Source organism: Lentzea sp. NPDC051213, assembly GCF_044455585.1.
Lineage (GTDB): Bacteria > Actinomycetota > Actinomycetes > Mycobacteriales > Pseudonocardiaceae > Lentzea.
Genome location: NZ_JBITEX010000009.1, coordinates 418,525 through 432,581, shown reverse-complemented (window position 1 = coordinate 432,581; position 14,057 = coordinate 418,525). Strand labels below are relative to the sequence as shown.

General features: G+C 67.1%; 14 protein-coding genes and 1 tRNA gene. 9 read left to right on the top strand and 6 right to left on the bottom strand.

Annotation, left to right across the window (positions count from 1 at the left end):
* Positions 1–125: 125 nt before the first annotated feature.
* Positions 126–1,766 (bottom strand): MDR family MFS transporter, encoded by a 1,641-nt coding sequence (locus ACIA8G_RS36360; RefSeq protein WP_396423277.1) that lies wholly within the window; start codon positions 1,764–1,766, stop codon positions 126–128.
* 2 nt (positions 1,767–1,768) lie between these two features.
* Positions 1,769–2,284 carry a MarR family winged helix-turn-helix transcriptional regulator gene (locus ACIA8G_RS36355; protein WP_396423276.1) on the bottom strand — a complete coding sequence of 172 codons (516 nt, stop codon included), beginning with the start codon at positions 2,282–2,284 and terminating at the stop codon, positions 1,769–1,771.
* A 162-nt stretch (positions 2,285–2,446) separates the two neighbouring features.
* Here ACIA8G_RS36355 and ACIA8G_RS36350 point away from each other — a divergent pair, with 162 nt between their 5' ends.
* The 3 genes from ACIA8G_RS36350 (at position 2,447) to ACIA8G_RS36340 (ending at position 4,687) form a co-directional block, all read left to right on the top strand.
* Entirely contained in the window at positions 2,447–2,899 is a 453-nt protein-coding gene (locus ACIA8G_RS36350) for a DUF4442 domain-containing protein (protein ID WP_396423275.1), read from the top strand.
* Between the two features lie 109 nt (positions 2,900–3,008).
* Complete coding sequence (locus tag ACIA8G_RS36345; protein WP_396423274.1) at positions 3,009–3,707, top strand: excalibur calcium-binding domain-containing protein; 699 nt, start codon at positions 3,009–3,011, stop codon at positions 3,705–3,707.
* Between the two features lie 17 nt (positions 3,708–3,724).
* Entirely contained in the window at positions 3,725–4,687 is a 963-nt protein-coding gene (locus ACIA8G_RS36340; RefSeq protein WP_396423273.1) for an LLM class F420-dependent oxidoreductase, read from the top strand.
* Here ACIA8G_RS36340 and ACIA8G_RS36335 read toward each other — a convergent pair.
* Entirely contained in the window at positions 4,669–4,842 is a 174-nt protein-coding gene (locus ACIA8G_RS36335; RefSeq protein WP_396423272.1) for a hypothetical protein, read from the bottom strand. The genes ACIA8G_RS36340 and ACIA8G_RS36335 overlap by 19 nt on opposite strands.
* Before the next feature lie 144 nt (positions 4,843–4,986).
* Here ACIA8G_RS36335 and ACIA8G_RS36330 point away from each other — a divergent pair, with 144 nt between their 5' ends.
* From ACIA8G_RS36330 to ACIA8G_RS36310, 5 genes are all read left to right on the top strand, one after another.
* A complete protein-coding gene (locus tag ACIA8G_RS36330; protein ID WP_396423271.1) occupies positions 4,987–5,583 on the top strand; it encodes an ArsR/SmtB family transcription factor in 597 nt (198 codons plus the stop codon).
* Entirely contained in the window at positions 5,580–6,305 is a 726-nt protein-coding gene (locus ACIA8G_RS36325; RefSeq protein WP_396423270.1) for an SRPBCC domain-containing protein, read from the top strand. The genes ACIA8G_RS36330 and ACIA8G_RS36325 overlap by 4 nt, the downstream gene beginning before the upstream one ends.
* A gap of 47 nt (positions 6,306–6,352) precedes the next feature.
* A complete protein-coding gene (gene dctA / locus ACIA8G_RS36320) occupies positions 6,353–7,624 on the top strand; it encodes a C4-dicarboxylate transporter DctA (RefSeq protein ID WP_396423269.1) in 1,272 nt (423 codons plus the stop codon).
* 60 nt (positions 7,625–7,684) lie between these two features.
* Positions 7,685–8,341 carry an HNH endonuclease family protein gene (locus ACIA8G_RS36315; protein ID WP_396423268.1) on the top strand — a complete coding sequence of 219 codons (657 nt, stop codon included), beginning with the start codon at positions 7,685–7,687 and terminating at the stop codon, positions 8,339–8,341.
* A 103-nt stretch (positions 8,342–8,444) separates the two neighbouring features.
* On the top strand, positions 8,445–9,341 hold the full coding sequence (locus tag ACIA8G_RS36310; protein WP_396423267.1) for a hypothetical protein: 897 nt from the start codon (positions 8,445–8,447) through the stop codon (positions 9,339–9,341).
* Positions 9,342–9,712: 371 nt separating this feature from the next.
* On the opposite strand, the gene ACIA8G_RS36305 is transcribed toward ACIA8G_RS36310, so the two are convergent.
* Positions 9,713–9,786, bottom strand: a tRNA-Thr gene (locus ACIA8G_RS36305).
* Positions 9,787–9,860: 74 nt separating this feature from the next.
* On the opposite strand from ACIA8G_RS36305, the gene ACIA8G_RS36300 reads away from it, so the two are divergent.
* Positions 9,861–11,267, top strand: coding sequence for a hypothetical protein (locus tag ACIA8G_RS36300; RefSeq protein ID WP_396423266.1), 1,407 nt, complete (start codon positions 9,861–9,863; stop codon positions 11,265–11,267).
* Here the strand turns inward: ACIA8G_RS36300 and ACIA8G_RS36295 are convergent.
* Complete coding sequence (locus ACIA8G_RS36295; RefSeq protein WP_396423265.1) at positions 11,221–12,414, bottom strand: glucuronyl hydrolase; 1,194 nt, start codon at positions 12,412–12,414, stop codon at positions 11,221–11,223. The genes ACIA8G_RS36300 and ACIA8G_RS36295 overlap by 47 nt on opposite strands.
* Complete coding sequence (locus ACIA8G_RS36290; RefSeq protein ID WP_396423264.1) at positions 12,411–14,000, bottom strand: L-lactate permease; 1,590 nt, start codon at positions 13,998–14,000, stop codon at positions 12,411–12,413. The genes ACIA8G_RS36295 and ACIA8G_RS36290 overlap by 4 nt, the downstream gene beginning before the upstream one ends.
* Positions 14,001–14,057: the final 57 nt, after the last annotated feature.

Sequence of the window (14,057 nt, the reverse complement as noted above, 5' to 3'; positions counted from 1 at the left end):
CGCTGACCCTGCGACAACGAACTTCCTGGATGCACCAAACCGCTCCCCGAAGAGTCGGAACTGGATTCCCAGTCCAACTTTCGGGGAGCGGTTCACAAGCGGCCCCCTCTTTTTGCGTTCCAGAACTAGACGGCGAGCGCCTCAGCGTCCGCGACCCGCTCCAGGCCCGACCTGGTCGACAGCGGCTTCTCGCGCAGGAACCACACGAGGACGAACGCCGCCACCATCACGAACCCGCCGGTCATGAAGACCGTGTCGATCGCACCGGAGAAGCCGTCGAGGAACGGCCGCGCCAGCACCGGGTCGAGGCCGTTGAGGAACTCGGTGTTGTTGATGTCCACACCGGACCCGCCACCGCTCTGCAGCATCTTCGCGAACTCCGGGTTCTGGCCCAGCGCGACCTTGAACGCGTCGGTCTGCATCGCCGACCGCAGGCCGGAGGCGATCTTGTCGCCGACCGTGCTGAACAGGATCGACAGGAAGACCGCGGTACCGACGGTGCCACCGATCTGGCGGAAGAACGTCGCCGAGGCCGTCGCCACACCCATGTCGCGCGGTTCGGCGTCGTTCTGGATCGCCAGCAGCAGCGTCTGCATGCACTGGCCGAGGCCGGCGCCCATCACGAACATGTAGATCATGGTCAGCCAGTTCGGCGTGTCCGTGCCGATCGTGCTGAACAGCAGCAGCGCCACCGACATCAGCGCAGCACCGATGATCGGGAAGATCTTGTACCGGCCGGTCTGCGCGGTGATGCGGCCGCTGATGGCCGTCGCCGAGATGATGCCGAGCGTCATCGGCAGCAGCATCAGGCCCGACACCGTCGGCGAGACGCCCTTCACGATCTGCAGGTACAGCGGGATGGAGACCATGCCGCCGAACATGCCGATGCCGAGCACGAAGTTGATCGTGTTGCCCAGCGCGAACGTGTGGTTCTTGAACATCCGCATCGGCAGCATCGCCTCGTCACCCATGCGGCGCTCGACGAACACGAACGCCACCAGGCCCAGGACACCGATCGCGTACATCGCCAGCGACGTGGCCGAGGCCCAGCCCCATTCACGTCCCTGCTCCGCGACGATCAGCAACGGCACGAGTCCGATGGTCAGCGTCAGCGCGCCGAGGTAGTCGATGCGGTGGTCGACCCGCTGGTGCGGGATGTTCAGCACGCGTCCGACGACGACCAGCGCGAGCAGCGCGATCGGCACGTTCACCAGGAACACCCAGCGCCAGCCGCTGATGCCGGCGAACGAGTCGAGACCGGCGAACAGGCCGCCGATGACCGGGCCGAGCACGCTCGCCGAGCCGAACACGGCCATGAAGTACGCGGAGTACTTGCTGCGCTCCCGCGGCGAGATCATGTCGGCCATGATCGCGAAGGCGAGCGACATCAGACCGCCCGCTCCGATGCCCTGCACCGCGCGGAACGCCGCCAGCTCGTACATCGACGTCGCGATGCCGGACAGCAGCGATCCGAGCAGGAAGAACGAGATCGCGGCCAGGTACATCGGCTTGCGTCCGTAGATGTCGGAAAGCTTGCCGTACAACGGGGTCGTGATGGTCGCGGTGATCAGGTAGGCGGTCGTCGCCCACGCCTGCAGGGTCTGGCCGTGCAGCTGGTCCGCGATGGTCTTCATGGCGCTGGCGACGATCATCTGATCGAGCGCCGCGAGGAACATGCCCAGCATCAGGCCGGACAGCACCGTCATGATCTGCCGATGCGTCAGCGAGGCCCCTGGTGCAGGTGTCGCCTCGGTTGTCTGTGACATCTCTAGTTTTCCCCTCCTGCGCGGATCCCCACTCCGCGTTCGGTCAAAAGCGCCGGAATCGTGCGCTCGTAGTCGTGGACGAAGCGTTCGAACAGGTCCGCGAAGCCCTTGAAGTCCTCGTCGGCCCAGTCCGCGAACACCTGCTCGATCGCCTCGTTGCGCTGCCGGCGTCGCTTCAAGATCAACTCGCGCCCCGCCTCGGTGACCGCGAGCACGCTGGCCCGGCCGTCCGCCGGATCAGCTCGCCGCTCCACGAGCCCGTCCTTCACCAGCGCGGCCACCTGCCGGCTGACCGTGGACGGGTCGGAGAGCACCGCCTCCGCAAGCGCACTCGAGCGGCACTCACCGAGACCGGAGAGCGTCGCGAGAAGCACGAAGGCGGACTTGTCCATGCCCTGCTTCGCCATCTGATGTGCGACCTGGGCGTGCATCTTGTTCATCCGCACCATCGCCATGCCGACCCGATCCGCGAGCTCATGCTCGGGATCGAGGCCCATGCACCTGCCCGGATCGACCATCAGACACCTCGTTGCTTGTATCACCCAACTAGTTGCTCGGTACAAGCATCCATCCCGGTCCGGCAAAATGCAAGTGAGTTCCGAGTCTCACTCCACGGCGGACTGATATGTCCGGTTACTGACGGGTAGCGAGACTGGTTACTCGCCGGTAGCATCCGTTTCATGAGCCAAGACGTGTCGTTCATCGCTGACGCCATGAAGCAGGCCGTGCCGTGGGTGAAGACCACCGGCATCGAGTTCGAAGAAGTCTCCGTCAGCCGCGTGGTCGCGTCGCTGCCGGACGACGAGACCCTGCGCAACCACGTCGGCGGCCCGCACGCCGCCGTGATGTTCGGGCTCGGCGAGACCGCGTCCGGCGCGGTCGTGATGGCCGCCTTCGCCGCGCACATGGGCACGGCCACGCCGCTCGTCGCTCGGGCGGACATCTCCTACAAGAAGCTCGCGCTCGGCCCCCTGCGTGCCGAGGCCGTGCTGGGGAGGGCCGCCGAGGACGTCCTGGCCGAGCTGGAATCCGGTACGCGGCCCGAGTTCCCGGTGACCATCACGATCACCAATGCCGAGGGCGTGACCACCGGCGAGATGGTCGTGGTCTGGACGCTGAAGCCCACCCGTTGAGCCCGGGTTTCAGTTCGGACTCCTTGTGAACCGATCTGAGCCAAATACGTAACCTTGGCCACACTCCGCCCACGTAGCACTATTCGGGTTCATGTCGGGGTGGAGAAGTGTGGGCGGGGTCCTGGTCCTGGTGCTGACCGCGGGTTGTACCGCGCAGGCACAGCAGTCGACTCCCGTTGCAGTGGAAAAGCCGGTCGAGGACCAGCCGGTGACAACGTCGCCATCTGTCCCGCCGGCGCAGCTCGGCATCACCGTCGCATCGGTGGTGGACGGCCGCTCGGTGATGCTGTCCGATGGCTCGAAGGCCGAGGTCAGCAGCCTCGCCCAGCCGGGACCGTGCTGGGCCGAGGCCGCTGCCAGCTTCGCGAAGAGCATGCTGCTCAACCAGCAGGTGCGCTACGACCGGGTCACCGGCGCGCTCAGCCTCACGGACGGCACGGACTACACGTTGCTCGCGCTGGGCAACGGCGCCGGGCGCACCGCGGGCACCCCGACCGCTGCCCAGAAGGAAGCTGAAGCGGCCGCGCAGAAGGTTCCGATGGGGTTGTGGGGAACGCCGTGCGGTGGCAAGGACACCACCGAGACGCCCACCACCCCGCCGCCACCCCCGCCGCCGGCTCCGGCCCCGAAGCCCAAGCCGACCACGACGACGCCTCCCAAGCCGAAGCCGGTCTTCTACGCGACCTGCGATGACGCCAAGCGGGCCGGCGCGGCCCCGCTCTACTGGGGCCAGCCCGGCTACCGGGTCGAGCTCGACGACAACCGCAACGGCGTCGCCTGCGAGTCCCGGTACACCACCTACCGGTAGCCCATAGCCTCAACGGCATGAAGCTGGACAGGAGTGCCGTCGACTACACCCCGACCGATGTCGGGGCCATCGCGAAGCGGGCGGAGGACCGCGGCTACGACGGGTTCTGGCTCGCCGAGACGAAGCACGACCCGTTCCTCGCTCTGAGCGGCGCCGCCGCGGCGACCGAGCGGATCGAGCTCGGCACGGCGATCGCGGTGGCGTTCGCGCGCAACCCGATGACCATCGCGACCACCGCGAACGACCTGCAACTGCTGTCGGGCGGACGGTTCAACCTCGGGCTCGGCTCGCAGATCGAAGCGCACATCACCAAGCGCTTCTCGATGGAGTGGAGCAAGCCGGCCGCGCGGATGCGCGAGTTCGTGCTGGCCATCCAGGCGATCTGGCACGCGTGGGAGACCGGCGAGCGGCTCGCGTTCCGCGGCGAGTTCTACAAGCACACGCTGATGACGCCGTTCTTCGACCCCGGCCCGAACCCGCACGGCACCCCGCCGATCTACCTCGCGGGCGTCGGCGAGCTGATGACCGAGGTCGCGGGCGAGGTCGCGGACGGCTTCCTGTGCCACAACTTCACGACCGAGCGGTACCTGCGCGAGGTGACGCTGCCGGCGCTCGAACGCGGGCGGGCCAAGTCGGGCAAGTCGTTGGAGGGCTTCGAGATCAGCGGGCCGGTGTTCACCGCGACCGATGACGAGGAGATCGCCGACGTCAAGCGGCAGATCGCGTTCTACGGGTCGACGCCCGCGTACAAGCCGGTGCTCGCGTTGCACGGCTGGGGTGAGCTGCACGAGGAGCTGCACCGGATGTCCCGGCGGCAGCAGTGGGCGGAGATGAGCGGCTTGATCACCGACGAGGTGCTGGCCGAGTTCGCCGTCATCGGGTCACCGGAGACCGTCACGGCCGGGCTGCTGGACCGCTACGGCGACGTCGTCACCCGGATCTCACCGTCGAAGAACGTGCTTCAACGCCCGGAGAAGTGACTGAGCCCCTGCCGCGCCAGCTCGCCGTGGAAAGCGTCGAGCTCGGCGCGCACTCTGGCGACGCCCCTCTTCCGGATCCACCTGCGTCTACCCACGCTGGCAGCGGACAGGGCGAACGGTAACGCCAGCACGGTCAGCACCAGCATCATGATCATGTCGTCTCCTCAAGGGTTGCGAACAAGCAACGACCAATCGAGACAGCGCTTACGGTACCGGGTCCAAAGCCACCCAGGTGGAGCAAAGTCACCGACAGCTACTCAGTTCTTGACTAATTTTGTTTTCGGTGTGACCCTTGCGTCATGTTCGAAGTGGCGGTGATCGAGGACCCACAGGCGGCCGAGGTGTCGCTTGACCCCGTGCGGGCACGCCTGCTCGCGGAGCTGGCCGAGCCAGGATCGGCGACGATGCTCGCCGCGAAGGTCGGCCTGCCCAGGCAGAAGGTGAACTACCACCTGCGCGCACTGGAGAAGCACGGCCTGGTGGAGCTCGTCGAGGAACGCCGCAAGGGCAACGTGAACGAGCGCGTGCTGCAGGCGACCGCGGCGTCCTACGTGATCTCCCCGATCGCACTCGCGGCCGTGCAGCCGGACCCGGCGCGTTCACCCGACCGGCTTTCCGCGCGGTGGCTGCTCGCGGTGTCCGCCAGGCTGGTGCGCGACGTGGGCACGTTGATCACGGGCGCGACGAAGGCGAAGAAGCGCCTGGCGACCTTCGCGCTGGACGGCGAGGTCCGGTTCGCCACCGCGGCCGACCGAGCGGCGTTCGCCGAAGAGCTCGCCACGTCCGTCTCCCAGCTCGTCTCCAAGTACCACGACGAACAGGCCGAAGGAGGGCGACCGCACCGAGTCATCGTCGCCCTGCACCCCAGCGTCACCGCCAAGGAGGAAGAGTCGTGACCCGCGAGTTCGAGATCGCCAAGGAAGTCGAGGTCGAAGGGACCCCCGAGCAGGTCTGGGACGCCATCGCGACCGGGCCGGGCATCGACGCGTGGTTCATGGGCCCGCACACCGTCGAACCGGGCGTCGGCGGCCGCATGACGCTCGATCTGGGCTTCTTCCAGGAGTCCTCGACGATCACCACGTGGGAGCCGGGCAAGCACTTCGCCTACTCCACGGAAAAGGGCGAAGACGGCACGTTCCACGCGATGGAGTACCTCATCGAGGGCCGTGACCAGGGCACGACGGTGCTGCGGTTCGTGCACAGCGGCATCCTCGGCGACGGCTGGGGCGACGAGTACCTCGACCAGAGCTCGCACGGCTGGGACATGTACCTGTTCACGATGGCCTCGTACGTCAAGTACTTCTCCGGCCGGCGCGCCACCTACGTGTTCGCGCAGGCGCCCGAGCAGCCGGAGGGCACCGACAACTGGCCGAAGCTGTTGGCGGCGCTCGGTGTTCCCGCTGATTTCAAGATCGGCGACGAGGTGACGCTGGAGCCGTTCGGCATCACCGGTGTCGTCGACTACGGCCTGGCCGGGGTGTTCCTCGGCGTGCGCGCGGCGGACGGCATGTACCGGTTCCACGGCACTCGCGCCGTCGGGCACCACGTGTTCGGTGACGCGACGGGTCAGAACGAGAAGTGGAAGGCGTTCCTGGATCAGGCGTTCGCCCAGGCGTAACACGACGGGCACTCCATCACTCACAATTGAGATTTAGCTTCCGGCAGGTGAAAAGTCGGTCGCTGTTCGTACAGCTCCTCATCGCCGTGGTCGCCGGCGTGCTGGTCGGCCACTACTTCCGGGCGTTCGGCGCCGACCTGAAGCCCATCGGTGACGGCTTCATCAAGCTGATCAAGATGGTGATCGCACCACTGATCTTCTGCGTGGTGGCGACGGGCATCGCGAAGGTCGGCGACCTGCGCGCGGTCGGCCGGATCGGCCTGAAGGCGCTGATCTACTTCGAGGTCGTGTCGACGGCCGCACTGGCGTTCGGGCTCCTGGTGGGCAACGTCGTGCGGCCGGGCGAGGGCATGAACGTCGATCCGTCCACATTGGACGCCTCCGCCGTCGAGGCGAAGACGCAGGGCGGCCACCTGCCTGGCGTCGTGCAGTTCCTGCTGGACCTCATTCCGTCCAGCGTGGTGGATGCCTTGGCTCGCAACGCGTTGCTTCAGGTGCTGCTGTTCGCGGTCCTGTTCGGCTGCGCACTGGCCCAGCTCGGCGAGCGCGGCAAGCCCGTGGTCGACCTCATCGAGCGGGTCAACCTGGCGTTCTTCGCGGTGCTGGGTTACGTGATGAAGCTGGCGCCGCTCGGTGCGTTCGGCGCGATGGCGTTCCTGGTCGGGCAGTACGGGCTGGGGTCGCTGCGCACGTACATGTGGCTGATCCTGGCTTCTTACGGTGCGGCCCTGCTGTTCTGCACGCTGCTGGGCGTGATCGCGTGGGTCTTCGCGCGCGTCAACCTCCTGCGGTTCATCAGGTACGCCAAGGAAGAGTTCCTGCTGGCGCTCGGCACGGCGTCGTCGGAAGCCGTGCTGCCGCGGATGATGGTGAAGCTGCAGCGCGCGGGCTGCGCACCCACCTCGGTAGGGCTCGTGCTGCCGACCGGTTACTCGTTCAACCTGGACGGCGCCTCGATCTACCTGTCGCTGGCGACCGTGTTCCTGGCGCAGGCGTTGAACATCCCGCTCGACCTCGGCGACCAGCTGACGATCGTGCTGGTGCTCGTGCTGACCTCCAAGGGCATGGCGGGCGTGCCGGGCTCGGCGTTCCTGGCCCTGTCCGCCACGGTCGCCGCGGTCGGCTCGATCCCGGCCGCGGCGGTCGCGTTGCTGCTCGGCGCCGATCGGATCATGGACTCCATGCGGGTCTTCACGAACCTGCTGGGCAACTGCGTGGCGACGTTCGTGGTGTCGCGGTGGGAGGGCATGCTCGATCTGGAGGAGATGAGGGCGACGCTGGGTGGTGAAGTCGTGGAGGCCGCCGAACAGCGCGTCTAGTTACGCCGTTGGGCGGCCATCACCAGCGTTGAGGGTGGGTAAGCCCTCACCATGCGGTGGATGCTCCTGATCATCCTGTTGACCGGCTGCTCCGCGTTCCCCCTGACACCCCCGGCACAAGTCGACCGAGTACCCGCAGGCACCCTCGACGCCGCGACGGCACGTACCTCTCTCGCAGCGCTGCCTGTCGCCACACCGGGCCGGCTCGACGGGTACTCACGCGACTGCAAGGACGGCGCGTGCGTGTTCGGTCAGCCGTGGTTCGACACCGACGGCGACGGCTGCGATCAACGCAGCCAGGTGCTGGCACGCGATCTGACGGCCGTGGAGCGCAAGCCGGGACGGTGCGGCGTGCAAGCCGGGACGTTGGACGACCCCTACACCGGCAAGCGGATCACCACCGTGTCGAAGATCCAGATCGACCACGTGGTGCCGTTGGCCGAGATGTGGCGCAGCGGGGCCGCCGGGTGGGCTTTGGACCAACGGGTCGCCGCCGCCAACGACCTGCGGAACTTGGTCGCGGTCGAGGGCAAGGTCAACCAGTCGAAGGGCGACAAGACGCCGGATGAGTGGATGCCGCCCAATGCCGGGTATGCGTGTTCGTACGGGCGGATCTATGTGACGGTCAAAGCGGCGTATGCGCTGAGTGTGGCTCCGGTGGAACGGGCGGCACTGGAGAACGCACTCACCACCTGCGACACACCTCCTGCTACATAAACCGCGGAACAATGCCAATTGATTGACAATTGGCCCTCCACCCATTTGTACCAACTTCGATGACGACGCCAACTCAACCGAGTTACTCTTCTTGGTCTGGCACGTGCGACCGAGCAGAGGGGTGGACTGGGTGCTCAAGTCGTTCGCGCAGTGGCTGGAGAAATTCCTGCAGGAGGAAGGTGCGGTCGGGTTCGTCAAGGGGTTGCTCGGACTCGTCGCGTTCGGCGCGGTGTTGTCCACGCTGTTCGGCCCGGTCGCCATTCGCTCGGCATTTGTCGTGGCCGCGATCGTCCTGGTGCTCCTCCTGGTGGTCCACCTGAGCACCCGCGTCGCCAAGCTCGAGTCGGACTCCCGCGAGTACCGCGCCCTGCTGTCCACGTACTGCAAGATGCTCACCGAGCTGCAGCCCAGCGTGTTCGACATCAAGGTCTGGGAGCAGGTGGCCGTGATCGAGGCGAACGGCGACACCAAGGAGTTCATCACGGTCACCGCCGTGATCCGCGGCGCGGACGCCGACTTCTTCCGCCTGGTCTTCGGGGCCGGCTGGGATCAGCCGAAGGCGATCCAGAAGGACGTCACCGCGAGGGTCCGCAGCCTGGAGGTGGACGGCACCGAAGGCCCCAGCTTCGTGGTCACTTCACATTGGCGTGACGACGGAAAGCTCGACATGGTGTCCCATTTCCACTCGCCCGCCGAAGTGGACAGCGAAGTGCGGCTGAAAATGGAGTGGACCTGGCCCAAGAAGTGCGTTCCGCTCATGGTTCACAAGAAACCGGACCGGTTCGTCTTCTACTTCCGGCAACCGGTCGAGCGCGCGACGTACAAGATCGTGCTGCCACCTGGCGTCGACGTGCGCTGGGGCGTGGTCTCGCTCAACCGGGTCAGGGACGACTACGACATCGTCCCGACGAACACCGGCGGCCGCACCGAGATCAAACTGACGCTCAACAACCTGCCCGCCGACCGCAAGGTCGGGATGCTGTTGGAGCTCAAGAGGTAGAACAGCCTGCACGGCCGGGTGCGGTGCAGGCACGAAGCCCAGGTCAGCGACTCACTTGTCGCCGTTCTCGCCGCCCATGTACGACATGCTGTGCGTTCCTCCTTCTGCCTTCAAAGTGGTGCGCATCAGATCACCACCGCGCGGGGCGGCAGTGGAGGCTCGCCGGATCCCTTGGTGGCCTGATCGCGCTGAAGGACGCGCATGTTAGCCACCAGGTTCACCCTCACTTTAGGTGGCCCTGAGGAAGCGCCTGGTCACTGCGTCTCCTCAGGAGTACGTGCGAGCTTAGACCGCCGTTCAGGCGATGGCCTGCCGTATCGCTAAAAGCAGAAGGACCAGGCCACGAGTGACCTGGTCCTTCCGTCTCACCGAGCCGCCTATCGGAATCGAACCGATGACCTGCTCATTACGAGTGAGCCGCTCTGGCCGACTGAGCTAAGGCGGCGAGACGCGTTAACTATAGCGGGTCCAGCGACCCGTCACTCACGGGGGTCGCCTTCGTTGTACGGTCCGTGACCGATGTCACCCCTCACCGCCGAGGAGTGGTTCATGCGCCGTTCGTTGTCCGTGCCGCTGGCCGGGTTGTTGCTCGCGCTGGTGGCAGCACCCGCGCTCGCGCAGCCTCCCACCACGCCGGTGCCTGGGCCGCGCGACCCCAACCAGCCGCCCGCGTCGGCGCCCAACGGGCCGCAGCCGCTCGCGCACGCCGTGGGGGATGCGGGGACCGGGCTCACGATCATCCGGCTTGGGCCGCAAGGGGTACCGACGAACACGATCCTGCCCGGGCTGGGTGACCAGCTGCCCAAGCAGTCGGTGACCGAGCTGGGGCTGGGGCTCGCGAGCGCGCAGGTCAACACCGAGGCGTTCCTGGGCACCGAGCGGGTGGTCACGCAGGCGAACCCGTTCGGCTTCGCGGTGGCCGGGCGGTCGCCGCAGACGCCGGGCACGCTGGTGCAGACGGCGATTCCGGACAACCCGCAGCCGACTAACGGCGGGCTGCCGATTCCGGAGACGCCGCTTGCGAAGGTCGGACTGCTCAACGGCAGTGTGCACGCGCGGTGGGACGAGAAGGTCGGGCCGTGCGTCGAGCCGCTGGCTTCCGCGCGTACTTCGCTTGCCGGGTTGCAGGTGCTCAGTGCGTTGCCGGCTGAGGTGCCGTTGCCGGTGAAGACCAGCCTCGTCAGCATTCCGGACACGTTCGAGGCGTCGTCCAAGGTGCGGCTCGTCGACCTGCCGGGCTCCAAGAACAAGGCTGTCGAATCGACGTCGACGATGCGCGCGGTCAGCGTCGAGCTCGCGGGCGGCGTCAAGATCGACGTGGTGAGTCCGCCGACGCTCACCGCCCTCGCGACCGGGGACGAGAAGACGTCGAAGATCACCTACACGGCGCCGGTGCTCAAGGTCAGTCAGAACGGCAAGGAACTCGGCACGCTCGATGCCGCTCACCCGGTGCTGGACGTTCCGCTGCTGCTCGACCTGGTCGTGCTCAAGCTGCAGATCGCCGGGCTCAACGAGAAGAAGGCGAGCTTCAGCGGCAGCGGGTTCAGCGGGTTCCAGCTCGGTGCGACCGCGCGGATGCTCGACGTGCAGGTGTTGCCGACGGACAAGTTGAAGCTGCCGAACCTGCCGGCGGCGCTCGCGCAGATCTCGCTGGGCGAGCAGATCGCACGGGCCGCGGCGCCGCAGGGTGGCGTGGTCTGCGGGACGGCGCAGCCGCCGACGACGAACACGCCGCAACAGCCCGGCGGGCCGGCGGCGCCTCCCAAGCAGAAGGCACCGCCGCTCGCCTACACCAACGCCGCGTACCAGTCGCTGCCGCTGTTCTGGACGGGTACGGGACTGTTGCTCGTGGGTGTGGTGCTCGTGGCCGCGCTGCCGGTCAGAGGCCGATCGCGCGAGCGAGCTCCCGAGGTTTCAGAACCCTGAGCAACGCCTCCATCAGGTAGTAGTCGCCGTACGGCAGGGAAACCTCGATGCCGACCTCGATGCGGCGGTTGCGGGTGCCGCGCGCCAGGACGGCCTCGTGCCGTTCGGAACGGGTCGTCAAACACGTGCGGCACAACGCATCCAGGATGCGCAGGGCCGCTATCCGGTAGGAGAACCGGCCAGAGGCGGCAGCCAGGTCGAGCAGGCCGCACGCCATGATGGCGCCCGCCGACGAGTCCTTGACGTCGTTGGGCGCCAACGGTGAGCGGTAGTCCCACACCGGGATGTGGTCCGGGGTGAGGGCGTCCAGCGCGAAGTCCGCGAGTTTTCTCGCGGAATCCAGGAACTCACGCTTGCGGGTGCGCCGGTACATCGTGGTGAACCCGTAGATGCCCCACGCCTGGCCGCGCGACCAGCACGACGTCGGGCTGTAGCCCTGGTTCGTGTTGGGGCCGATGTCCGCGCCCGTCTCCGGATCGAAGTCGAACACGTGCGGCGTGGAACCGTCCGGGCGGATGAACTTCGCGCTCGTCGTCCGCGCGTGCGCCACCGCGGCGTCCAGGAACCGCGGGTCCCCGGTCTGCTCGGACGCGAACGCCAGCAGGTCGAGGTTCATCATCGTGTCCATGATCGCGCGGCCCGCGTTGCTGGGCGTGCCGAGCGCTCCCCACGCCCTGATGAAGCGGCCCTTTTCGTTGTACCGCTGGATCAACGACGACGCGGCCTGCACCGCGCCATCACGCCAGGAGACATCGCCCGTCAGCCGGAACGCCGTCACCCACGACGGGTAGAACAGGAAGCCCAGGTCGTGGATCGACGTGTCGGTGCGCCGCGGGGACAGCCGCAGCGCAGACTCGACGGCCCACGTCCTGAACTGCTCGTCGCCGGAGTCCAGGAATGCCAGCCAGTGCATGCCCGGCCAGAATCCACCGACCCAGCCGCCCGAGTTGACGTAGATCCACTTCTCGAACTTGGTCTCCTCGGGGAAGGAGGTGACGTTCGGGGCGACCTGGCGGAGCTTCCGCACCGCGTAGTCCAGCGACTCGCGGAAGAGCCGGCCGGAAGCAGCCTCCGCAGCCGGGGTCATGCCGACCGCGACGGAACCGGCGGCAGCCGCGCCGAGCAGGGTTCTGCGGCTGAACGTCATGGCACCATCCATCCGAGCACGGGTGTCGCCTGCAGGTACGCGATCACGCACATCGCCAGCAGCAGCAACAGACTCCAGCCGAAGACCTTGCGGAACAGGTCTCCCTCGCGACCCACGAGCCCGGCCGCGGCGGTACCGATCGCGAGGTTCTGCGGCGAGATCATCTTCGCCATCACGCCACCCGAGCTGTTCGAGGCGCCGAAGAGGAACGGTGACGCACCCAGCTGTTGCGCCGCGGTGACCTGCAGACCGCCGAACAACGCGTTGGAACCCGCGTCCGTACCGGTGATCGCGACGCCGAACCAGCCCACGACCGGCGACAGGAACGCGAAGAACGCGCCGGTCCCCGCGAGCCAGAGGCCCAGAGTCGTGATCTGGCCGGAGTAGTTCATGACGAACGACAGCGAGAAGACCGCGAAGATCGCCAGGATCGCCCAGCTGAACTGCTTGATCGTCTGGCCGTAGATCTGCGCGCCCTTGCCGGCGCTGATCCCCAGCAGCACCAGCGTGATCAGGCCGGACACGAACAGCAGCGTGCCCGTCGCGGACGCCCAGTTTAACGCGTACTCGACCTTGATCGGTTTGCCGTTCGGCGCGACCAGGTGCGTGCCCGGCCAGGCGAACTTGTACGTCAGCGAGTCGAGGAACTTCTTCACCGGCACGATCTGCGCGACCGAGAAGATCGCCACGATGATCGCGTACGGGGTGAAGGCGGTGATCACGTCACGGCGCGAGTCCGTCGTCGAGCCGCCCGCGATCACCGGCGGGATCGAGCGTTCCGGCTGCCACACGCGCATGAACCCGATCACCGCGAGCACCGACACGACGGCCGCGATGATGTCGCAAAGCTTGTAGGACCAGAAGTTCGAGACCAGGTACTGCGTGATCGCGAACGAGCCGCCTGCCACCAGGGCGGCGGGCCACGCCTGCTTGAAGCCGCGCCTGCCGTCCACCACGAAGATCAGCACGAACGGGACCAGCAGCGCCAGGAACGGCACCTGGCGACCGGTCATGGCACCGAACGTGTCCGCGGGCAGCCCGGTGACCGTGTTCAGCACCGTGATCGGGTTGCCCATGCCGCCGAACGCCACCGGCGCGGTGTCGGCGATCAACGACAGCGCGACCGCCTTCATCGGGTCGACGCCCAGCGCGATCAGCATGACCGAGCAGATCGCGACCGGGCCACCGCCGCCCGCCAGGGCTTCGAGCAGCGCGCCGAACGAGAACGCGATGACGATCGCCTGCACCCGCTGGTCGTCGGAGATCGAGCTGAACGACCGCCGCAGCACGGCGAAATGTCCGCTGTGGACAGTGAGGTTGTAGATCCAGATGGCGTTGAACGTGATCCACAGGACCACGAGCACGCTGGTCGCCGCACCGAACGCCGCCGAGTTCAGCGCCTGGCCGACCGGCATCGAGTAGCCGAACACCGCTACGCCGATCGCCAGCACGAGCGCGGTCAGACCCGCCCAATGCGCCTTCCACTTGAGACCGCCGAGCAGCACGAGCACGGCTACGAGCGGTATCAACGCGAGCAGAGCCGAGAGGAACAACGACCCCATCGGATTGGGGTTCTGCTGGTACACCAAGGCCGCCTTTCGTCGCCTCGCGGGACCGGCGGCGTGGTCGGCGGAGGCTTGTTC

What these genes read in the sequence shown, in the direction of transcription:
- ACIA8G_RS36360 (WP_396423277.1), bottom strand. Translation starts at nt 1,766, where the DNA reads ATGTCACAGACAACCGAGGCGACACCTGCACCAGGGGCCTCGCTGACG.
- ACIA8G_RS36355 (WP_396423276.1), bottom strand. Translation starts at nt 2,284, where the DNA reads ATGGTCGATCCGGGCAGGTGCATGGGCCTCGATCCCGAGCATGAGCTC.
- ACIA8G_RS36350 (WP_396423275.1), top strand. Translation starts at nt 2,447, where the DNA reads ATGAGCCAAGACGTGTCGTTCATCGCTGACGCCATGAAGCAGGCCGTG.
- ACIA8G_RS36340 (WP_396423273.1), top strand. Translation starts at nt 3,725, where the DNA reads ATGAAGCTGGACAGGAGTGCCGTCGACTACACCCCGACCGATGTCGGG.
- ACIA8G_RS36335 (WP_396423272.1), bottom strand. Translation starts at nt 4,842, where the DNA reads ATGATCATGATGCTGGTGCTGACCGTGCTGGCGTTACCGTTCGCCCTG.
- ACIA8G_RS36330 (WP_396423271.1), top strand. Translation starts at nt 4,987, where the DNA reads ATGTTCGAAGTGGCGGTGATCGAGGACCCACAGGCGGCCGAGGTGTCG.
- ACIA8G_RS36315 (WP_396423268.1), top strand. Translation starts at nt 7,685, where the DNA reads ATGCTCCTGATCATCCTGTTGACCGGCTGCTCCGCGTTCCCCCTGACA.
- ACIA8G_RS36300 (WP_396423266.1), top strand. Translation starts at nt 9,861, where the DNA reads ATGTCACCCCTCACCGCCGAGGAGTGGTTCATGCGCCGTTCGTTGTCC.
- ACIA8G_RS36295 (WP_396423265.1), bottom strand. Translation starts at nt 12,414, where the DNA reads ATGACGTTCAGCCGCAGAACCCTGCTCGGCGCGGCTGCCGCCGGTTCC.